19 protein-coding genes and 1 tRNA gene are annotated in these 20,476 nt (G+C 59.3%); 10 read left to right on the top strand and 10 right to left on the bottom strand.

What is annotated here, in order from left to right; translation table 11 throughout:
- Nucleotides 1-2 precede the first annotated feature (2 nt).
- A complete protein-coding gene (gene dkgB / locus ACZZ0B_RS16355) occupies nucleotides 3-806 on the bottom strand; it encodes a 2,5-didehydrogluconate reductase DkgB (protein WP_440097029.1) in 804 nt (267 codons plus the stop codon).
- Nucleotides 807-1,051: 245 nt separating this feature from the next.
- Nucleotides 1,052-1,960 (bottom strand): LysR substrate-binding domain-containing protein, encoded by a 909-nt coding sequence (locus ACZZ0B_RS16350; protein ID WP_008084032.1) that lies wholly within the window; start codon nucleotides 1,958-1,960, stop codon nucleotides 1,052-1,054.
- 104 nt (nucleotides 1,961-2,064) lie between these two features.
- Here ACZZ0B_RS16350 and ACZZ0B_RS16345 point away from each other — a divergent pair, with 104 nt between their 5' ends.
- From ACZZ0B_RS16345 to ACZZ0B_RS16330, 4 genes are all read left to right on the top strand, one after another.
- Nucleotides 2,065-2,931 carry a pirin family protein gene (locus ACZZ0B_RS16345; protein ID WP_158834735.1) on the top strand — a complete coding sequence of 289 codons (867 nt, stop codon included), beginning with the start codon at nucleotides 2,065-2,067 and terminating at the stop codon, nucleotides 2,929-2,931.
- A gap of 86 nt (nucleotides 2,932-3,017) precedes the next feature.
- Nucleotides 3,018-3,701: an isochorismatase family protein gene (locus tag ACZZ0B_RS16340; protein WP_008084027.1), complete on the top strand. Its 684-nt coding sequence runs from the start codon at nucleotides 3,018-3,020 to the stop codon at nucleotides 3,699-3,701.
- A 55-nt stretch (nucleotides 3,702-3,756) separates the two neighbouring features.
- Nucleotides 3,757-4,383: an isochorismate family cysteine hydrolase YcaC gene (gene ycaC / locus ACZZ0B_RS16335; RefSeq protein ID WP_463545772.1), complete on the top strand. Its 627-nt coding sequence runs from the start codon at nucleotides 3,757-3,759 to the stop codon at nucleotides 4,381-4,383.
- Nucleotides 4,384-5,030: 647 nt separating this feature from the next.
- Nucleotides 5,031-6,473, top strand: a complete 1,443-nt coding sequence (locus tag ACZZ0B_RS16330; RefSeq protein WP_463545771.1) for a mechanosensitive ion channel domain-containing protein — start codon at nucleotides 5,031-5,033, stop codon at nucleotides 6,471-6,473.
- A gap of 5 nt (nucleotides 6,474-6,478) precedes the next feature.
- Here the strand turns inward: ACZZ0B_RS16330 and ACZZ0B_RS16325 are convergent, their stop codons facing one another.
- The gene (locus ACZZ0B_RS16325; RefSeq protein WP_463545770.1) at nucleotides 6,479-7,060 is read right to left on the bottom strand and encodes a GNAT family N-acetyltransferase; all 582 of its coding nucleotides are present in this window, start codon (nucleotides 7,058-7,060) and stop codon (nucleotides 6,479-6,481) included.
- 129 nt (nucleotides 7,061-7,189) lie between these two features.
- Here ACZZ0B_RS16325 and xth point away from each other — a divergent pair, with 129 nt between their 5' ends.
- Nucleotides 7,190-7,984 carry an exodeoxyribonuclease III gene (gene xth, locus ACZZ0B_RS16320; protein WP_095047670.1) on the top strand — a complete coding sequence of 265 codons (795 nt, stop codon included), beginning with the start codon at nucleotides 7,190-7,192 and terminating at the stop codon, nucleotides 7,982-7,984.
- 101 nt (nucleotides 7,985-8,085) lie between these two features.
- Complete coding sequence (locus tag ACZZ0B_RS16315; RefSeq protein WP_463545769.1) at nucleotides 8,086-8,919, top strand: arylamine N-acetyltransferase family protein; 834 nt, start codon at nucleotides 8,086-8,088, stop codon at nucleotides 8,917-8,919.
- On the opposite strand, the gene ACZZ0B_RS16310 is transcribed toward ACZZ0B_RS16315, so the two are convergent.
- The gene (locus ACZZ0B_RS16310) at nucleotides 8,916-9,236 is read right to left on the bottom strand and encodes a BrnA antitoxin family protein (protein WP_463545768.1); all 321 of its coding nucleotides are present in this window, start codon (nucleotides 9,234-9,236) and stop codon (nucleotides 8,916-8,918) included. The genes ACZZ0B_RS16315 and ACZZ0B_RS16310 overlap by 4 nt on opposite strands.
- A 3-nt stretch (nucleotides 9,237-9,239) precedes the next feature.
- A complete protein-coding gene (locus tag ACZZ0B_RS16305) occupies nucleotides 9,240-9,524 on the bottom strand; it encodes a BrnT family toxin (RefSeq protein WP_463545767.1) in 285 nt (94 codons plus the stop codon).
- A gap of 254 nt (nucleotides 9,525-9,778) precedes the next feature.
- On the opposite strand from ACZZ0B_RS16305, the gene ACZZ0B_RS16300 reads away from it, so the two are divergent.
- Nucleotides 9,779-11,302: a nucleobase:cation symporter-2 family protein gene (locus ACZZ0B_RS16300; protein ID WP_158834750.1), complete on the top strand. Its 1,524-nt coding sequence runs from the start codon at nucleotides 9,779-9,781 to the stop codon at nucleotides 11,300-11,302.
- Between the two features lie 203 nt (nucleotides 11,303-11,505).
- Here ACZZ0B_RS16300 and ACZZ0B_RS16295 read toward each other — a convergent pair.
- Nucleotides 11,506-11,581: transfer RNA gene (locus tag ACZZ0B_RS16295), tRNA-Asn, on the bottom strand.
- Nucleotides 11,582-11,801: 220 nt separating this feature from the next.
- Here ACZZ0B_RS16295 and ACZZ0B_RS16290 point away from each other — a divergent pair.
- Nucleotides 11,802-12,032, top strand: coding sequence for a hypothetical protein (locus ACZZ0B_RS16290; protein ID WP_008083020.1), 231 nt, complete (start codon nucleotides 11,802-11,804; stop codon nucleotides 12,030-12,032).
- On the opposite strand, the gene ACZZ0B_RS16285 is transcribed toward ACZZ0B_RS16290, so the two are convergent.
- Entirely contained in the window at nucleotides 12,029-12,229 is a 201-nt protein-coding gene (locus ACZZ0B_RS16285; protein WP_008083017.1) for a hypothetical protein, read from the bottom strand. The two genes, ACZZ0B_RS16290 and ACZZ0B_RS16285, sit on opposite strands and share 4 nt — an antisense overlap.
- 227 nt (nucleotides 12,230-12,456) lie before the next feature.
- Complete coding sequence (locus tag ACZZ0B_RS16280) at nucleotides 12,457-13,653, bottom strand: amino acid aminotransferase (protein WP_008083015.1); 1,197 nt, start codon at nucleotides 13,651-13,653, stop codon at nucleotides 12,457-12,459.
- A 337-nt stretch (nucleotides 13,654-13,990) separates the two neighbouring features.
- Between ACZZ0B_RS16280 and uvrB the strand changes: the two genes are divergently transcribed.
- Nucleotides 13,991-16,006, top strand: a complete 2,016-nt coding sequence (gene uvrB, locus ACZZ0B_RS16275) for an excinuclease ABC subunit UvrB (protein ID WP_008083013.1) — start codon at nucleotides 13,991-13,993, stop codon at nucleotides 16,004-16,006.
- Between the two features lie 139 nt (nucleotides 16,007-16,145).
- Here uvrB and ACZZ0B_RS16270 read toward each other — a convergent pair whose 3' ends face one another.
- Both ACZZ0B_RS16270 and ACZZ0B_RS16265 read right to left on the bottom strand, forming a co-directional pair.
- Entirely contained in the window at nucleotides 16,146-17,696 is a 1,551-nt protein-coding gene (locus ACZZ0B_RS16270) for an MDR family MFS transporter (protein ID WP_008083011.1), read from the bottom strand.
- Nucleotides 17,686-18,735, bottom strand: coding sequence for an HlyD family secretion protein (locus ACZZ0B_RS16265; RefSeq protein ID WP_440097041.1), 1,050 nt, complete (start codon nucleotides 18,733-18,735; stop codon nucleotides 17,686-17,688). The genes ACZZ0B_RS16270 and ACZZ0B_RS16265 overlap by 11 nt, the downstream gene beginning before the upstream one ends.
- Nucleotides 18,736-18,963: 228 nt before the next feature.
- On the opposite strand from ACZZ0B_RS16265, the gene gltX reads away from it, so the two are divergent.
- Nucleotides 18,964-20,445: a glutamate--tRNA ligase gene (gene gltX, locus ACZZ0B_RS16260; protein WP_008083009.1), complete on the top strand. Its 1,482-nt coding sequence runs from the start codon at nucleotides 18,964-18,966 to the stop codon at nucleotides 20,443-20,445.
- Nucleotides 20,446-20,476: the final 31 nt, after the last annotated feature.

Here is a 20,476-nt window from a genome sequence, read left to right as displayed (position 1 = left end):
AATCAATCCCAATGCGGCGCGATGCCTTTCGGGCTGGTCAGGCGATGGCCGCGTTCCAGCTGGGCAATCTGCGCCATGTCGGCATCGCTCAAGGTCAGCGCGGTGGCCCCCAGGTTACTTTGCAGGTTGGCGCGTTTGGTCGACGACGGAATCACCGCGTAACCCAGTTGCATGGCCCAGGCCAGCGTGACTTGCGCCGGGGTAGCGTGCAGGCGTTCGGCGATCTGCTGGATCAGCGGGTCTTTCAACACTTCACCGTAGGCAAGGGTCATGTACGAGGTGATTTGAATGCCTTGGCTTTGGGCGAACTCGGCCACAGCGCGGTTTTGCAAGTAAGGGTGCAGTTCGATCTGGTTGGTAGCGATGTTGTCGGCGCCCACGGCGGCGATCGCCTGTTTCATCAGGTCGATGGTGAAGTTGGACACACCGATCTGCCGGGTCAGGCCCATGCGTTTGGCTTCCAGCAGGGCGCCCATGAATTCTTCGACGGGCACTTGTTCTTCCGGCGATGGCCAGTGAATCAGTGTCAGGTCGAGGTAGTCGGTCTGCAGCTTTTGCAGGCTCTCTTTGAGGCTGTCGATCAGACGGTCTTTGGCGAAATTGGCGATCCAGATCTTGCTGGTGATGAACAGTTCTTCGCGGGGGATGCCGCTGGCGGCGATGGCCTCGCCGACCTCGGCTTCGTTCTCGTAGATTTGCGCGGTGTCGATGACCCGGTAGCCGAGTTCAAGGGCGGTGCTGACCGAGTCGATGACCACTTGGCCTTGCAGGCGAAAGGTACCGAGGCCGAAAGCGGGAACAGGCATGAAAGACTCCAGGGATTGCAGTGGGAATGGGCTCGAGTATCCGCGTGTGCATCCGTGAGAAAAACCGCTGCCGGGGCAAAGCAGTATTGAGCAGAAGTCATGAATCAATCCTGGATTCTGTGTTGTCTGGACTGGTCTCATCGCTGGCAAGCCAGCTCCCACAGGGATATATGTTGGTAATGAATGATGTGTTCACCCCCAAATCCTGTGGGAGCTGGCTTGCCAGCGATGGGCGCGCCACCGATTCAGGCAATGTCACTGTGCGCAAATTCCTCGCCGAGAAAATCAATCAACGTGCGCACCGACGGCAACAATCCGCGCCGCGACGGAAAGATCGCATGCACCACGCCACATTTCGGCGCCCACCCCGGAATCAACTCCACCACACGCCCCGCCGCAATGTCCTCACGCACCACCACACTCGGCAAATGCGCCACGCCAACGCCAGCAATCACCGCCTGACGCAACGCGATCAAATCATCGGTGACCATGCGCGGCGTGTGCCGGATCAGCGCGGTGTTGTCATTTGGCCCCAGCAACTCCCACTGATACTCGCGCTGCGCCGCACCCCAATGTAGGCTCGGCAAACCATTGAGGTCAGCGGGCGAGGGCGGTGACGACAGGCGTTCGACAAACTGCGGACTGCCGACCACCGATTGCATACTGTTGCCGAGCACCTTCATGACCATGTCGGTGTTTTCCAGCGGCGGAAAGCGCACGCGCAAGGCGATATCAAAACCCTCGTGAATCAGGTCGACGCGACGATTGGTGCTCTCGATGAACAGTTCCACCAGCGGATACTTGAGCATATAGCGGGTGAGCATCGGCCCGACCCACGAGTTGAGCAGCGCCGTCGGGCAACTCAGGCGCACCAGCCCCTGCGGCTCGGAGCGGTTGCGTTCGATCAGTTCGGCGGCGCTTTCGGCTTCGATGCGCATGGCCAAACAACGCTGGTAATAGGCCTGACCGATTTCAGTCAGCGAGCAGTGGCGGCTGGTGCGGTGCAGCAGGCGTACGCCGAGGCGTTCTTCCAGCTCGGCAATTCGTCGGCTGAGCTTCGATTTGGGCATGTCCAGCGCACGGCCAGCAGCGGCGAATCCGTGGTGTTCGACCACTTGAGTGAAGTAATAAAGGGTGTTGAGGTCTTCCACCATCGTTCTCCAGATAGAACGCTAAGGCTGATTTTTGCAGTCTAGTGCATTAATGGTCATGGATTTAAGCTTAATCCATCGCATCACTCACCCCATTGGAGACAACCATGAAAAACATCATCGGTATCTACACCAGCCCGCGCGGCCATTGGGTCGGCGATGGTTTCCCGGTTCGCACACTGTTTTCTTACGACAACCTGGGCAAACACATCAGCCCGTTCCTGCTGCTCGATCACGCCGGCCCTGCCGATTTCACGCCGACCACCGATCGTCGTGGCGTTGGTCAGCATCCGCACCGTGGTTTCGAAACTGTGACTATCGTTTATGACGGCGAAGTGCAACACCGCGATTCGACCGGCAGTGGCGGCGTCATCGGCCCGGGCGATGTGCAATGGATGACGGCGGCGTCCGGGATCCTCCACGAGGAGTTTCACTCGGATGACTTCGCCAAAACCGGCGGCAAACTGGAAATGGTGCAGCTGTGGGTCAACCTGCCGGCCAAGGACAAAATGGCCGCGCCGGGCTACCAGACCATTCTCGACAGCGACATCCCGAGCATTGCGCTCAAGGACAACGCCGGCAGCCTGCGCCTGATCGCCGGTGAGTTCGATGGCCACACCGGCCCGTCGCGCACCTTCACGCCGATCGACGTGTGGGATCTGCGCCTGAACGCCGGCAAGTTGCTGACGCTGGATCTGCACGAAGGCCGCAACACCGCGCTGGTGGTGTTGAAAGGCTCGGTGCAGGTCAACGGTGTGGAATCGGTGCGCGAAGGGCAGTTGGCGTTATTCGAACGTGATGGCAAGCAACTGACCCTCGAAGCCAGTCAGGACGCAGTGGTGTTGCTGCTCAGCGGCGAGCCAATCGATGAGCCAATCGTCGGCCACGGCCCGTTCGTGATGAACACCGAGCAGGAAATTCACCAGGCCTTCGCCGACTTCCAGTCCGGCCGCTTCGGCCAGATGCACGCTTAACGCACAACCACTCCGCTCTACACAGGACGCGTAGGCCGGTTCGAAGGCCAGGGATGGCTGTTGCCTAAAGAAAAGAGGACACGCACATGAACACAGTCAATGCAGCGAACTTCGACGGCCAGAAACCGACCATCGATGCCAGTGACGCAGCCATGCTGCTGATCGACCACCAGAGCGGTCTGTTCCAGATCGTCAAAGACATGGACGTGCCGCAACTGCGCGCCAATGCCGTAGCGCTGGCGAAAGCGGCGACCCTGCTGAAGATGCCGGTGATCACCACGGCCTCCGTGCCGCAAGGGCCGAACGGGCCGTTGATTCCGGAAATACACGAAGCTGCGCCGCATGCGCAATACGTGGCGCGCAAGGGCGAAATCAACGCGTGGGATAACCCGGAGTTTCACGCGGCAGTCAAAGCCACCGGCAAGAAAACCCTGGTGATCGCCGGCACCCTGACCAGCGTCTGCCTGGCGTTTCCGTCGATCGCCGCTGTGCATGAAGGCTACAAAGTGTTCGCCGTGGTCGATGCCTCCGGCAATCATTCCAAACTCGCCACTGATCTGACAGTTGCCCGTTTGGCCCAGGCCGGGGTGGTGCCGATCGACATCATGGCTACGCTTTCCGAGCTGCAAGGCTCGTGGAACCGTCCCGATGCCGAGCAGTGGGCGGCTGTCTACGCCCAGGCCATGCCGCATTATCAATTGCTGATCGAGAGCTACCTCAAGGCTCAGCAAGTCGCGAACGAACACGAAGTGCTGGATTCCCAGCGCTGATCGAGTCTCCTGAGGCCGACCCCGTCGGCCTCTACACCCCGCGAGGATTACTGCAATGACCACTCAATACAAACGTCTGGACAAGAACAATGCTGCGGTGCTGCTGGTCGACCACCAGGCAGGTCTGCTGTCGCTGGTGCGCGACATCGATCCGGACAAGTTCAAGAACAACGTGCTGGCGCTGGCCGATCTGGCCAAGTACTTCAAACTGCCGACGATCCTCACCACCAGTTTTGAAACCGGCCCCAACGGCCCGCTGGTGCCCGAGCTGAAAGCGCTGTTTCCGGATGCGCCGTACATCGCCCGTCCGGGGCAGATCAATGCCTGGGACAACGAAGATTTCGTCAAGGCGATCAAGGCCACTGGCAAGAAGCAACTGATCATTGCTGGCGTGGTGACCGAGGTCTGCGTGGCATTCCCGGCACTGTCGGCGATAGAGGAAGGCTTTGATGTGTTCGTGGTCACCGATGCGTCGGGCACGTTCAACGAATTGACCCGCGAATCGGCGTGGAATCGGATGTCCAGCGCTGGCGCGCAATTGATGACCTGGTTCGGTTTGGCCTGCGAGCTGCACCGCGACTGGCGCAACGACATTGAAGGGCTGGGCACGCTGTTCTCCAACCACATCCCGGACTACCGCAACCTGTTCACCAGCTACAACAGCCTGACCAACGACAAATAACAATTCCCTGTAGGAGCTGCCGCAGGCTGCGATCTTTTGATCTTGATCCTTAAAAAACCAGATCAAAAGATCGCAGCCTGCGGCAGCTCCTACAGGGGGGAGTGAGATCGTGTTCATCGGCTGAAATCAATTGCTCCTACACTCTCCCAATCTGTGCGATCTTCTCGCGATTGGCCTTCGTCGGAGTTGTTTGATGCGGTCTCTGCTGACTGAACACCCGTTGTTTTGCGCGTTGGTCCTGATCCTTCTCGATCTCGGTCTGTGGCCCTTGTAGGAGCTGCCGCAGGCTGCGATCTTTTGATCTTGATCCTTAAAAAACCAGATCAAAAGATCGCAGCCTGCGGCAGCTCCTACAGGGGGGTAGTGAGATCGCGTTCATCGGCTGAAATCAATTGCTCCTACACTCTCCCAATCTGTGCGATCTTCTCGCGATTGGCCTTCGTCGGAGTTGTTTGATGCTGTCTCTGCTGACCGAACACCCGTTGTTTTGCGCCTTGGTCCTGATCCTCCTTGATCTCGGCCTGTCGCCCTTGTAGGAGCTGCCGCAGGGGGGTAGTGAGATCGCGTTCATCGGCTGAAATCAATTGCTCCTACACTCTCCCAATCTGTGCGATCTTCTCGCGATTGGCCTTCGTCGGAGTTGTTTGATGCTGTCTCTGCTGACCGAACACCCGTTGTTTTGCGCGTTGGTCCTGATCCTCCTTGATCTCGGTCTGTGGCGCCTGATCAGTTCCCGTGGCAGCGAGTGGAAATTGCTGGTGCGCGTGCTGATTTTCACCCTGTTCAGCATCTTGCTGTTCAACGAAGGCCTCAACCCGATGGAGCCCGCGCCGTGGGCCGACAACGTGCCGCTGCACCTGGCGGCGACGGGGTTGCAGATCGGTTGGTGGCTGTTCGGCGCCCGCACCCTGACAGTATTGATCGGCGCCGTGATGATGCAGCGGGTCGGCCACACCGGGCGGCTGTTGCAGGACTTGCTGGGGGCGGTGATTTTCCTCATCGCGATCATTGCGGCGCTGGCCTACGTGCTCGATCTGCCGGTCAAAGGCGTGCTGGCGACCTCCGGGGCGTTGGCGATCATCGTCGGTCTGGCCTTGCAGAGCACGCTCAGCGACGTGTTTTCCGGGATCGTCCTCAACACCACCAAGCCTTATCAACTCGATGACTGGATCTCCATCGACGGCACCGAAGGCCGGGTCACCGACATCGACTGGCGCGCCACGCGCCTGCAAACCAGCCAGGGCAGCATGGCGGTGATTCCCAATTCGCTGGCGGCCAAGGCCAAGATCATCAACTTCAGCCGGCCGAGCAACATGTTCGGCGTCGCGGTCAGCGTCCAGGTCAGTCCGCATGCACGGCCCAACTCGGTGATCGATGCACTGGAGCGGGCGATGCAGGGCTGTCGACAGTTGCTCGATAACCCGGCGCCGAGCGTGGCGCTGAAAAGCTCCGGCAGCAGCGGCGCGGAATACGAGATCAGCGGTTTCGTCGCGTCGATGGGCGAGAAGCGTGTGGTGCGCAATCAGCTGTTTGATCTGGCGTACCGGCACTTGCAGGCGTCCGGGGTCAATCTGCTGTCGAGCGATGAAAGTAGTGTGCCGAGCAATCTGTCGCGGCCACGGGCGTTACTCGACAGTTCGCCGATCTTCTCGACGCTGCGTCAGGAAGAGAAAGAAACCTTTAGCCAGAACATGACCCTGCAAAATTTCCGCACTGGCGAGACGATCCTGGAGGCGGGGGAGGTCAGCGATCACTTGTTCATCATCGAGTCGGGCGTGGTCACAGTGACGCTGACCCGCCACGGCACGCCGTTCGAGTCGGGGCGCATGGGCCCGGGCGAAGTCATCGGCGAGGCCGGCATTCTTTCCGATACCTCGGTGCCGGCCAAGTTTGCCGCGAAAACCTTCTGCGCCCTGTACCGCATCGAGAAGACGTACCTGAAACCCTGTCTCGACGCCCGCCACGACATCAACGACGCCATGAAAGCCTTGCTCGATTACCGCCTGCACAAGGCGCAATCGCTGACCGAGGAAGCGCCGGTGGTGGTGCCGAAAAAGGGCTTCCTGCAGTGGCTGCGCAGTCGCGCCTGAATGTTTTACGCGTAGGCGGCCAGTTTCTGCTCCAGGTGCAGACGCACATGCGGCCACTCGTCGTCGATGATGCTGAAACGCACCGAGTTGCGCTTGCGCCCGTCCGGCATGATCCGTTCATGACGGACGATACCTTCCTGCTGCGCGCCGAGCCGCAGGATCGCCTGGCGTGACTTCTGGTTGTTCTCGTCGGTGGTGAACTGCACGCGCACGCAATCAAGCACTTCGAAGGCATGGCGCAGCATCAGGTATTTGGCTTCGGTGTTGACGAAGGACTTCTGCCAGCTCGCCGAGATCCAGCTGCTGCCGATTTCCAGCTTGCGATTGAGCGGATCGATTTTCCAGAAGCGCGTGGAGCCGATCACTTCGTTGGTGTCTTTCAGCACGATGACAAATGGCATCACCGTGCCGGCGTCACGGCCATCGAGCGCTCTTTTCAAGTAACTGTCGACGGTGCTGGCCGAGGGCACAACGGTGACGGTGAGGTTCCACAACTCGCCGTCGGCAGCCGCATGGAGCAGGGCGGCGGCGTCGGAATACTCAAGCGGGCGCAGAAGGATGCGCTGACCTTGCAGCGTGGTTGGCATGGGATTCAGGTCTCGGCAGAGCAGGCGAAGGGCGAGCGCCTATTACGCCGCAGCGGACGGATCCGATGCAACCGCTGCGATGATCACGCGGTCACAATTTTCACAGCCCACGGGCAGGAGCCTCAGCCGATGAAAAACCTGCGGATCGCCACCTACAACGTCAACGGCTTACGCGCACGTTTGCCGAACCTGCTGGATTGGCTCAAGCGCGAGCAACCAGACATCGCCTGCCTGCAAGAACTCAAATCGGTCGACACGGCATTCCCCGCCGCCGAACTTGAAGCCGCCGGTTACGGCGCGATCTGGCAAGGCCAGGCCTCGTGGAACGGCGTGGCGATTCTCGCCCGTGACGCGCAGCCGCTGGAGAGCCGACGCGGTTTGCCCGGCGATCCTGACGATAAGCACAGCCGCTATCTGGAAGCGGCGGTGCACGGCGTGCTGGTCGGTTGCCTGTACCTGCCCAACGGCAACCCACAGCCGGGGCCGAAATTCGATTACAAACTGGCGTGGTTCGAGCGGCTGATCAGCTACGCCAAAGACCTGCAAAGCAGCGATCACCCGGTGGTGCTGGCCGGTGACTACAACGTTGTGCCCACCGACATGGACATCTACAACACCCGCTCCTGGCTCAAGGACGCGTTGCTGCAACCCGAGAGTCGCGAGTGTTATCAGCGCTTGCTCGATCAGGGCTGGACCGATTCGCTGCGGCATTTGTATCCCGAGGATCGGCTCTATACTTTCTGGGATTACTTCCGCCAACACTGGCAAACCAACTCCGGTTTACGCATCGATCATCTGCTGCTCAACCCGGCGCTGAGTCCGTATCTGCACGAGGCCGGGGTAGACGCCTGGGTGCGCAATGAGCCGCATGCCAGCGACCATGCGCCGACGTGGATTCGTATCGGTTCACGCAAGAAGCGCTAGCAGGCGATTGGCGAAATCAATTGTCGAACACACTGCCCGATCCCGTATACATGGCGACCATCAACGCAGTGAACTGCGGCCCCATGCATAAGGACCGAGCAATGAGCGAGCTACGCCTGACGAATCTGAAGCTGTACCTGCAACGCCTGGGGTTTGCTGCGCCGCCGGCACCGACCCTGGAAACGCTGCGCCAATTGCAGTGGCGCCACACCGGCGCATTCCCGTTTGAAAATCTGGCGACGATCACCGGGACGCCGGTACTGATCGATCTGCCGTCCATTGAAGAGAAAGTCCTGCTCGGTGGTCGCGGCGGCTACTGCTATGAACTGAACCAGCTGTTTTTTGCCTTGTTGCTTGAGCTGGGCTTCGACGCACGCGCCATCAGCGGGCGCGTAGTGATGAATCAGCCGGAAGGCAGCTGGACGGCGCGCACGCACCGCCTGACGCTGGTGACCCTCGACGATGTGCGTTACATCACTGACGTCGGTTTCGGCGGCATGGTACCCACCGCGCCGCTGCTTCTCGATACCGAGGCAGAACAAACCACCCCGCACGAACCCTATCGCATCGAAAAACAAGCGGATGGCTACATGCTGCGCGCCAACGTCGCGGGCGAATGGCGGCCGATGTACCTGTTCGACCTGCAGCGTCAGGAGGACATCGATTTCACCATCGGCAACTGGTACGTCTCGGCCCATCCCGACTCACCGTTTACCCAACGCCTGATGGCGGCGCGTACCGGTGATGGCTGGCGCAAAACCCTCAACAACGGCAGTTTCGCCCTCCATCGCATGGGCGCGGGCAGCGAGCGGCGCGAAATCACCGAGGTGGCGGCATTGATCGAATTGCTGGAACAGGAATTCGACATTCACCTGCCGGACTTGCCGCAGGCACGGCATTCCCTCGAGCGAATGATCGTACCGGTTAAAGCCTAAGGCTTCGCGTCCGACTCCAGCACCCGGCGAATTTCCACGGCCGCTGCCGACAATCTTTTCTCAAGACTCTTCAGGTCGGCGGCGGTAATGCCTTTGCTGAATTGCAGCGGATCGTCCTGATCGTGCTTTTCAGCATCGAGCAAGGCATGGCGCAGCGTGTTGTTGATCACCGTCTGATAACCAAACCCTTCGTTCTCCGCCACCGTGCGCGCGGCGTCTATAACAGCATCGTCGAGCATGATGGTGATGCGGGTTTTGCCCTTGGTGGACGCCACAGCGCCGCGTTTGCCCTGGGAGAAGTCATATTCGTCTTTCATCGGTCAAGCCTCCAGAAAATAGACGCAACGTTCGCTCGGTGTGGCGACACGTGCAGAAATGATTCGAACGACATTCGGCTCGCGATAGCTGTATGCAACGACCAGCAAGCGTCCCTTGGCGTCGAGACCGAGGGTGATCCAGCGTTGTTCGTCGTGGCCGTTGTCTTCAACGGTTATTGCTCGTTCGTCGTAAAAGACCGCTTCGGTCTCGGCGAGGCTGATGCCCCTGTGCTTGAGTTTGTTGGCTGCGTTCTTGCTTTTGTCGAACTGAATATCGATTAACTGCATTATGCATACTTTATATGTATAAAAAAGAGCGAGCCCGCACCGTCGGTCGCCATGAATCGTTCAGCGTAGTGGGGGCGGGCGAAGAAGCCGGAGGGGATGTGTTGCCGGATTTGTGGGCGATGGGAGCAGCAGGCTAGAAGCTTGGGTGGCTAACTATCCATTTTGTGACTGGCAAGTTGTATACAACTCTATGGACATTTGTCCTGAGTATTGAATACAGTGTGCGCATAACAAAAACCAGGGAACCCCCCACCATGAAAACGCCCCATGTTTCACACCAACGGCCCGAGGACGAAAATCTCGGGGTCGGCGCGAATATGGCTTACGGCCTGCAACATGTTCTGACCATGTACGGCGGTATCGTTGCGGTGCCACTGATCATCGGCCAGGCGGCCGGCCTGTCGCCGGCGGACATCGGTTTGCTGATTGCTGCTTCATTGTTTGCGGGGGGGCTGGCGACGCTGCTGCAAACCCTCGGTCTACCGTTTTTTGGCTGTCAGTTGCCGCTGGTACAGGGTGTGTCGTTTTCCGGTGTGGCGACCATGGTCGCCATCGTCAGCAGTGGCGGGGAGGGCGGCTTCCAGTCGGTGCTCGGCGCCGTGATTGCGGCGTCGCTGATCGGCTTGCTGATCACGCCAGTGTTCTCGCGCATCACCAAGTTCTTCCCGCCATTGGTTACGGGCATCGTGATCACCACCATCGGCCTGACGCTGATGCCGGTGGCCGCACGCTGGGCGATGGGCGGCAACAGCCACGCGCCGGACTTCGGCAGCATGCAAAACATCGGTCTGGCGGCAGTCACGCTGGTGCTGGTGTTGCTGCTGAGCAAGGTCGGCAGCTCGACCATCTCGCGTCTGTCGATCCTGTTGGCCATGGTGATCGGTACGATACTGGCGGTATTCCTCGGTATGGCGGACTTCTCCAACGTCACCACCGGGCCGATGTTCGGCTTCCCGACGCCGTTCCACTTCGGCATGCCGACGTTCCACTTTGCCGCGATTTTGTCGATGTGCATCGTGGTTATGGTGACACTGGTGGAAACCTCGGCGGACATCCTCGCCGTCGGTGAAATCATCGGCACCAAAGTCGATTCCAAACGCCTGGGCAATGGCCTGCGGGCAGACATGCTGTCGAGCATGTTTGCGCCAATCTTCGGTTCGTTCACCCAGAGTGCCTTCGCCCAGAACGTCGGCCTGGTGGCGGTGACCGGGATCAAGAGCCGTTACGTGGTGGCCACTGGCGGTGTGTTCCTGGTGATCCTCGGCCTGCTGCCGTTCATGGGCCGGGTTATTGCAGCGGTGCCGACTTCGGTACTTGGCGGCGCCGGTATCGTGCTGTTTGGTACCGTGGCGGCGAGTGGCATTCGCACGCTGTCGAAGGTTGATTATCGCAACAACGTCAACCTGATCATCGTGGCTACCTCGATCGGTTTCGGCATGATCCCGATTGCTGCGCCGAACTTCTACGATCACTTCCCAAGCTGGTTCGCGACCATTTTCCATTCGGGCATCAGCTCGTCGGCGATTATGGCGATCCTGCTCAACCTGGCGTTCAACCACTTCACGACCGGTAACTCGGATCAGCAGTCGGTGTTTGCGGCGGCGGAAGAGCGGACTCTGCGTTATCGCGATCTGGATGCGCTGCGCGAAGGCGATTACTTCAGCGACGGCAAGCTGCATGACTGCGACGGCAATGAAGTGCCGGTGATCGAGCCGGATGACCATGATCATGGGCATGGCGCGCCGAAAGTGCAGGTGAAAAGCAGCGAGCATGTCTGACGGCTGCAACTGAATAGGAAAGGGCCGATCTGTTTTGTACAGGTCGGCCCTTTTTCATTTCGAGATCAAAAGATCGCAGCCTGCGGCAGCTCCTACATGAGAACACCAATCCCTGTAGGAGCTGCCGCAGGCTGCGATCTTTTGATCTTTCCGAGCGCCCACAAAAAAGCCCCTGAATCTTGCGATTCAGGGGCTTTGCTATTTGGCTCCACAACCTGGACTCGAACCAGGGACCCAATGATTAACAGTCATTTGCTCTACCAACTGAGCTATTGCGGAATTGGTGCGTATGTTACTGATTCAAAAAGAGAAGTCAAGCGTGAGATGTAAAAAACTGCGATTCATCAGGATGGACGGTGGTTTGTCAGCGATTGGCGGTTACCAGAATCGCAACAGAGGTCTACCATGGCCGCCCGGAAGTGGTCACACGCGCTACCGGCCATCCGCCGAAAAAGGTATGCGCCATGAACTACACAGCCCGTAAAAAACAGGTGCTCGCATGAGCATCACGCAAATCAGCCTGCCCAAAGGCGTCGGCCCCCATGCCGAAAAACTCTTCGACGCAATTACTCAGGCCAGCACCGCTGAAGAACTGAACCGCGCCGGCGGCAAGGCAGAAGGTTTTGTCCTCGGTCTGGAAAGCGCCAAAGCGATCAAGAGCCAGATCGCCGAATCGATGTATGTCGCCTATGACGATGCCGCCACCCAGCGCGCCAGCGAACTGGCCTAACTGCCGAAGGTGATGGTGCCGAGCAGCAGTTTGGCGTAGGCCGCCGTCACCGCCAGTTGTACCAGCCACAATGCCAGGCCACCGAGAAACACCCCGGCCGCGACTTGCAGTACCAGGCTTTTTTCGCGCTTGGCCGGGGTGCGAGGGATGAAATCATCCAGATCGTCACGGTCGGCGCGCAGGTTGTCGTTTTTCATTGGGCTTCTCACAAGGTTCTCGGGTGTACACAAAAACCTGTAGGAGTGAGCCTGCTCGCGATAGCAGTGTGTCAGACAGTGATGCTTCGGCTGACAGGGCGCTATCGCGAGCAGGCTCACTCCTACAGTTTTGGATTTGTGTGCAGTTTAGAGGGAATGTTGCATTCCTTCGGACAAATAAAAAACGGGAAGCCCCAAGGCTTCCCGTTTTTCGTCACGCGGCGTTATCAGATGACCTGAACGATCGCGTCCGTCACAGCCTTGATGTTGCTCTGGTTCAGCGCTGCCACACAGATACGACCGGTATCCAGTGCGTAGATGCCGAACTCGTTACGCAGGCGATGCACTTGTTCAGTGGTCAGGCCCGAGTAGGAGAACATGCCGCGCTGACGACCGACGAAGCTGAAATCGCGGCCCGGTGCTTTCTCGGCCAACAGGGCAACCATCTGCTCACGCATGCCGCGAATGCGCAGACGCATTTCGGCCAGCTCGGCTTCCCACTGCGCACGCAGTTCCGGGCTGTTCAACACGGCGGCGACGATGCTTGCGCCGTGAGTCGGCGGGTTGGAGTAGTTGGTGCGGATTACGCGTTTGACTTGCGACAGCACGCGCGCGCTTTCTTCTTTCGATTCGCTGATGATCGACAGGGCGCCAACGCGCTCGCCGTACAGCGAGAACGACTTGGAGAACGAGCTCGAGACGAAGAAAGTCAGGCCGGATTCAGCGAACAGGCGCACAGCAGCGGCGTCTTCGTCGATGCCGTCGCCGAAACCCTGGTAAGCCATGTCGAGGAAAGGCACGTGACCTTTGGCCTTGACCACTTCCAGCACGTTGTTCCAGTCCGCCGGGGTCAGGTCGACGCCGGTCGGGTTGTGGCAGCAAGCGTGGAGGATGATGATCGAGCCGTTCGGCAGAGCGTTGAGGTCTTCGAGCATGCCGGCACGGTTAACGTCGTGGGTGGCAGCGTCGTAGTAACGGTAGTTCTGCACCGGGAAACCGGCGGTTTCGAACAGTGCGCGGTGGTTTTCCCAGCTCGGGTCGCTGATCGCCACAACGGCGTTCGGCAGCAATTGCTTGAGGAAGTCGGCACCGATTTTCAGGGCGCCAGTACCGCCGACGGCCTGAGTGGTGATGACGCGACCGGCGCTGATCAGCGGCGAGTCGTTGCCGAACAGCAGCTTTTGCACGGCCTGGTCGTAGGCAGCGATGCCATCGATCGGCAGGTAACCGCGCGAAGCGTGTTGAGCAGCGCGAACGGTTTCGGCTTCGATCACGGCGCGCAGAAGTGGAATTCGCCCCTCTTCGTTGCAGTACACGCCAACGCCCAGGTTGACCTTGGTGGTCCGGGTATCGGCGTTGAATGCTTCGTTGAGGCCCAGGATTGGATCGCGGGGTGCCATTTCGACAGCGGAGAACAGGCTCATTATTACGGCGGCTCTGAATGGAGTGTGGAGGGACGTGTCGCGCTCCAGCCGAATGCACTAGAGCGGTGCACAAACGGGGAGCTAGTATAGAGGCCATTACTGAGCGATGGCGACAGGCGAATCGGCTTTTACAGCAAGTTTTTCCGATTATTTCTTGACCGTTAGTCGATTGGCCATGTCAGAGTCTTTACCGGATGTAGGACGTTTGCCTTGAAAGGTGAGGCAATCGCCACCACATTGAGCACAATCCAGGTTTTTTCTTGCGCGACACCGGTCGTTTGCGGTCGTCCCCGTGGTGCTCCGCTTTGCTCGGAATGCCGCGATCCCAGAGGTGTATATGTCCGAATTCCAGCTCGTCACTCGCTTCGAGCCCGCCGGCGACCAGCCGGAAGCCATTCGCCAATTGGTCGAGGGCATCGAAGCCGGCCTGGCGCACCAGACGCTGCTCGGTGTGACCGGCTCGGGCAAGACCTTCAGCATCGCCAATGTCATCTCGCAGATTCAGCGTCCGACGCTGGTGCTGGCGCCGAACAAAACCCTGGCTGCGCAGTTGTATGGCGAGTTCAAGGCGTTCTTCCCGAACAACGCTGTCGAATACTTCGTTTCCTACTACGACTACTACCAGCCTGAAGCCTATGTGCCGTCGTCCGACACCTTCATCGAGAAGGACGCGTCGATCAACGACCACATCGAGCAAATGCGACTGTCCGCGACCAAAGCCTTGCTGGAGCGAAAAGACGCGATCATCGTCACCACGGTGTCGTGCATTTACGGTCTCGGTAGCCCGGAAACTTATCTGAAGATGGTGTTGCACGTCGATCGCGGCGACAAACTCGATCAGCGTGCGCTGCTGCGCCGTCTGGCCGACTTGCAATACACCCGCAACGACATGGATTTCGCCCGCGCGACCTTCCGTGTGCGCGGCGACGTGATCGACATTTACCCGGCGGAATCCGATCTGGAAGCGATTCGCATCGAGCTGTTCGATGACGAAGTCGAAAGCATTTCCGCGTTCGACCCGCTGACCGGCGAAGTCATCCGCAAGATGCCGCGCTTCACCTTCTACCCGAAGAGCCACTATGTGACGCCCCGGGAAACCCTGCTCGACGCCATCGAACACATCAAGGTCGAATTGCAGGAGCGCCTCGAATACCTGCGCAGCAACAACAAACTGGTCGAAGCCCAGCGTCTGGAGCAGCGCACCCGTTTTGACCTGGAGATGATCCTCGAGCTGGGTTACTGCAACGGCATCGAAAACTACTCGCGTTACCTGTCCGGGCGTCCGGCCGGTGCCGCGCCGCCCACCCTTTACGATTACTTGCCGGCGGATGCCTTGCTGGTGATCGACGAATCCCACGTCAGCGTGCCGCAGGTTGGCGCGATGTATAAGGGCGACCGTTCGCGGAAGGAAACCCTCGTCGAATACGGTTTCCGTCTGCCTTCGGCACTGGATAACCGGCCGATGCGTTTCGATGAATGGGAAGGGGTGAGCCCGCAGACCATTTTTGTTTCGGCGACGCCCGGCAACTACGAAGCCGAGCACGCCGGGCGTGTGGTCGAGCAACTGGTGCGCCCGACCGGGCTGGTCGATCCGCAGATTGAAGTGCGTCCGGCGCTGACGCAGGTCGACGATCTGCTATCGGAAATCTCCAAGCGCGTGGCCATCGAAGAGCGGGTGCTGGTCACCACCCTGACCAAGCGCATGGCCGAAGACCTTACCGATTACCTCGCCGATCACGGTGTGCGCGTGCGGTATCTGCACTCGGACATCGACACCGTTGAGCGCGTCGAGATCATCCGCGACCTGCGCCTCGGCACGTTCGATGTGCTGGTCGGCATCAACCTTCTGCGAGAAGGTCTGGACATGCCGGAAGTGTCGCTGGTGGCGATTCTTGATGCGGACAAGGAAGGTTTCCTGCGCTCCGAGCGTTCGTTGATCCAGACCATTGGCCGCGCGGCGCGTAACCTCAATGGCCGCGCGATTCTCTACGCCGACCGCATGACCGGTTCGATGGAGCGGGCGATCGGTGAAACCGAACGTCGTCGCGACAAGCAGATCGCGTTCAACCTGGAAAACGGCATCACCCCGAAAGGCGTATTCAAGGACGTCGCCGACATCATGGAAGGCGCCACCGTACCCGGCTCGCGCAGCAAGAAGCGCAAAGGCATGGCCAAGGCTGCCGAAGAAAACGCCAAGTACGAAGCCGAATTGCGCTCGCCGAGCGAGATCACCAAACGCATTCGCGCGCTGGAAGAGAAAATGTATCAGCTGGCACGGGATCTGGAGTTTGAAGCAGCGGCGCAGATGCGCGATGAGATTGCCAAACTGCGTGAACGCCTTTTGGCTGTTTGATTTGTGCTGTCTGGTCGGGCCTCATCGCTGGCAAGCCAGCTCCCACAAGGATTGATGGCGTGCACGAAATTTGTGAACACCAAAGAAACCTGTGGGAGCTGGCTTGCCAGCGATGGGGCCAGACCAGGCACAGCAAATATCAGTGGGATTCCCCAGCCTTCAATCCTTGTGGCAATTTCTTGGTCAATAAGATCGCCAGCATGCTGATCCCCAGCGCAATCCCGACAAAGTGAAACGCATCGTTGTAAGCCATGATCGCCGCCTGCTGATGGACGATCTCACTCAGCTTGCCCAGCGCCGCCGTGTCACTGCCAAACCGGTCCGTCATCGATGCCAGGCGCTCGGCCACCTGCGGATTGGTCGGCACCACCGCCTCGCGTAAATAATCGAAGTAAGTCTTGGTGCGCGCGTCCAGCAGCGTCGCCAGCAGAGCAATGCCGATCGCACCGCCAAGGTTGCGCAGAATGTTGAACAGACTCGACGCCGACCCCGCGTCTTGCGGCAGGATGTACGCCGTGGCAATCAGGGAAATGGTCACCATGATCAATGGCTGCCCCAGCGCGCGAATGATCTGGATCTGATTGAACTGCGGCCCGGCGAAATCCGGGTTGAGCACCCCCGACGAAAAACTTGCCAGACCAAACAAGCCAAACCCGAGCGTGCACAGCCATTTTGGCGAAATGAACTTCATCAGTTTCGGCACCAGCGGAATCAAAAACAGCTGCGGCACGCCCATCCACATGATCACTTCGCCGATCTGCAGGGCGTTGTAGTTCTGGATCTGCGCCAGGTACAGCGGCAACAAATAGATCGAGCCGTACAACCCGACACCCATGCCCAAACTGGAAATACTCGATAAACCAAAATTGCGATTGCGCAGAATGCCAAGGTTGATCAGCGGATTGGGTTTGGAAATCTGCACGATGACAAAAGTGATCAGACTCACCAGCGCAATACTGCCCAGCGTCACGATCAGGCTTGATTCGAGCCAGTCCTTGCGATGGCCTTCTTCCAGAAAAACCTGCAAGCAACCAAGACCAATGCCAAGCGTGAGAATGCCGGTGTAATCGGTGCTTTTCAGCAATTCCCAGTGCGCTTCTTTCTTTTCCAGCCCGTACATCAACCCGGCGATCATGATCAGGCCCGGCGGGATGTTGATATAGAAGATGTATTCCCAGCCCCAGTTTTCCGTGAGCCAGCCGCCCAGCGTCGGGCCGATTGACGGCGCAAACGTCGCGGTCATGGCGAACATCGCCATGCCTTTGGCGCGGTGGTGTTCGGGGAGTTTGATCAGGGTGAGGGTGAATGCCAGCGGGATCAGCGCGCCGCCAGTGAAGCCTTGCATGGCGCGAAAGACGATCATGCTCTCCAGGCTCCAGGCCATCGAGCACAGCAGCGAAGACACCAGAAAACCCAGTGACACCCAAACCGCTAATCGCCGCGCCGAGAGCAATTGCACCAGCCACGCGGTCAGCGGGATCATGATGATTTCCGCGACCAGATACGAAGTGGAAATCCACGAGCCTTCTTCCAGCGTCGCCGACAACGCGCCTTGAATGTCCTTCAGCGAAGAGTTGGTGATCTGGATGTCGAGCACGGCCATAAAGGCACCGAGCATTACGCTCATCACCGCAATCCAATCGCGCCGGGTCGGTTCGCCGACCGGGCGGATCAGCGAATCACCGGCCATTGTCCGGGGCGTCTTTGATGTTCACGGTGGCGGTGGCGGACATGCCCGGGCGGATCTTGCCGTGCAGCGGGTTATCGGCTTTGAAGGTCAGTTTCACCGGAATCCGTTGCACGACTTTGGTGAAGTTGCCAGTGGCGTTGTCCGGTGGCAGCAGGCTGAACTGCGCGCCGGACGCGGCGAACAGACTGTCGACCCGCGCTTCGATCGGCGTGTCGCCGTAGGCATCGAAGGTCAGCTCGGCTTTCTGACCGGGTTGCATGTGGCCGATCTGGGTTTCCTTGAAGTTGGCCTGTACCCAGATGTCTTCGTCCGGAACGATCGACAGCAAATAGGCGCCGGCCTGCACCACTTGACCATTGCGCGCGGCGCGTTGGCCGACCAGGCCGCTGATCGGTGCGTGGATTTCGCTGCGGGTCAGGTTGAGTTCGGCTTGCGCGAGATCGGCGCGGGCGTTGGCGATCTGCGCGTCGAGGCGTTTGATTTCAGCGTTCAGGGCGTTGACCTGCTGACGCTGGCCCTGTGCATCCGCCTGCGCCTTGGCCACTTGCGAGCGAGCAATGTGGGCGTCGGCGGAGAGGGTGGTCACGCGTTCTTCGGAAACGTAACCGGGTTTGCGCAGGGTTTCGGCACGCGACAAATCCATCTGTGAACGACCGAGGGTCGCTTGTGTGGTCGCCACTTGCGCATCGCTGGCGGCGATCAGGCTCGATTGCTGGGTCAGTTTGCTTTGCGCTTGCAGGCGTTCGGCTTCGCGGGTGGCGAGGGCGGCGTTCGCGCGGTCTACCGCCAGACGGAAATCATTCGGTTCGAGGCGCACCAGCAACTGGCCTTTTTCCACGTGCTGATTGTCTTGCACCAGCACTTCATCAATGCGCGCGCCCAATTGGCTCGACACACGGGTGATCTCACCCTGGACATAGGCGTTGTCGGTGCTTTCATAAAAGCGTCCCTTGAAAAACCAGTGGGCGAAGAAACCCCCGGCAATCAGCAGGACGAGCAGCAGGAAAATCAACAGGCGACGCTTGAGTTGGGCAGGCATGGGCAAACTGTAGTCGAGGAATTGTAAGGAAAGTTATCAGCCGCTGAATCTCGCACACCGGCGATAAACGGTAAATGCCCCCGCTTGATAATCGGCCATTCGCCACGGCTTACGGGCATTACAGACGCAAACTTGGCTTAAATGCCCTGCCTGCTGGAGCGGGGCGGGTGTCGCCTGTTACCATTCGCCGCTTGATTGTTTTGCTTTTCATTCTTTTCGAGACATGCCATGACCACCGTCCGCACTCGCATCGCGCCATCGCCTACCGGGGATCCCCACGTAGGTACCGCTTACATCGCATTGTTCAACTACTGCTTTGCCAAGCAGCATGGTGGTGAGTTCATCCTGCGGATCGAAGACACCGACCAGTTGCGTTCGACCCGCGAGTCCGAACAGCAGATCTTCGACGCGCTGCGCTGGTTGGGCATCGACTGGAGCGAAGGCCCGGACGTTGGCGGCCCGCACGGCCCGTATCGCCAGAGCGAGCGCGGCGACATTTACCAGAAGTACTGCCAGCAATTGGTCGACATGGGTCATGCGTTCCCATGCTTCTGCACTGCTGAAGAACTCGATCAGATGCGCGCCGAGCAAATGGCTCGCGGCGAAACGCCACGTTACGACGGTCGCGCGCTGCTGCTGTCGAAAGAAGAAGTCGCGGCCCGTCTGGCCGCCGGCGAACCCCACGTGATCCGCATGAAAGTGCCGAGCGAAGGCGTTTGCGTGGTGCCGGACATGCTCCGTGGCGACGTCGAGATCCCGTGGGATCGCATGGACATGCAAGTGCTGATGAAGACCGACGGCCTGCCGACGTACTTCCTCGCCAACGTCGTTGACGATCACCTGATGGGCATCACCCACGTATTGCGCGGCGAAGAATGGCTGCCATCGGCACCGAAACTGATCTTGCTCTACGAATACTTCGGCTGGGAGCAACCAGAGCTGTGCTACATGCCGCTGCTGCGTAACCCGGACAAGAGCAAGCTGTCCAAGCGCAAGAACCCGACCTCGGTGACGTTCTACGAGCGCATGGGCTTCATGCCCGAAGCGATGCTCAACTATCTTGGCCGCATGGGCTGGTCGATGCCGGACGAGCGCGAGAAGTTCTCGCTGCAGGAAATGGTCGATAACTTCGACCTCAAGCGCGTCTCGCTGGGCGGGCCGATCTTCGACATCGAGAAGCTGTCGTGGCTCAATGGCCAGTGGCTGCGTGATCTGCCGGTGGAAGAATTCGCCAGCCGCTTGCAGACCTGGGCATTGAACCCGGAATACATGATGAAGATCGCGCCGCTGGTGCAGGGTCGCGTTGAAACCTTCAGCCAGGTTGCACCGCTGGGCGGGTTCTTCTTCGCCGGTGGCGTCAACCCGGATGCCAAGTTGTTCGAATCGAAGAAGCTCTCCGGCGATCAGGTGCGGCAGTTGATGCAGTTGATCCTGTGGAAGCTGGAAAGCCTGCGTCAGTGGGAGAAGGACAACATCACCGCGACGATTCAGGCAGTGGTCGAATCGCTGGAGCTGAAACTGCGTGACGCGATGCCGCTGATGTTTGCTGCGATCACCGGTCAGGCGAGTTCGGTGTCGGTGCTCGATGCGATGGAAATCCTCGGCCCGGACCTGACCCGTTTCCGTCTGCGCCAGGCGATCGACCTGCTGGGCGGCGTGTCGAAGAAAGAAAACAAAGAGTGGGAAAAGCTCCTGGCCGCCATCGCCTGATAGCTTAACCCCCCTGTAGGAGCTGCCGAAG

Source organism: Pseudomonas sp. AC247, assembly GCF_979258015.1.
The sequence above is the reverse complement of the archived record's forward strand: the minus strand, read 5'-3'. Positions and strand labels throughout refer to the sequence as shown.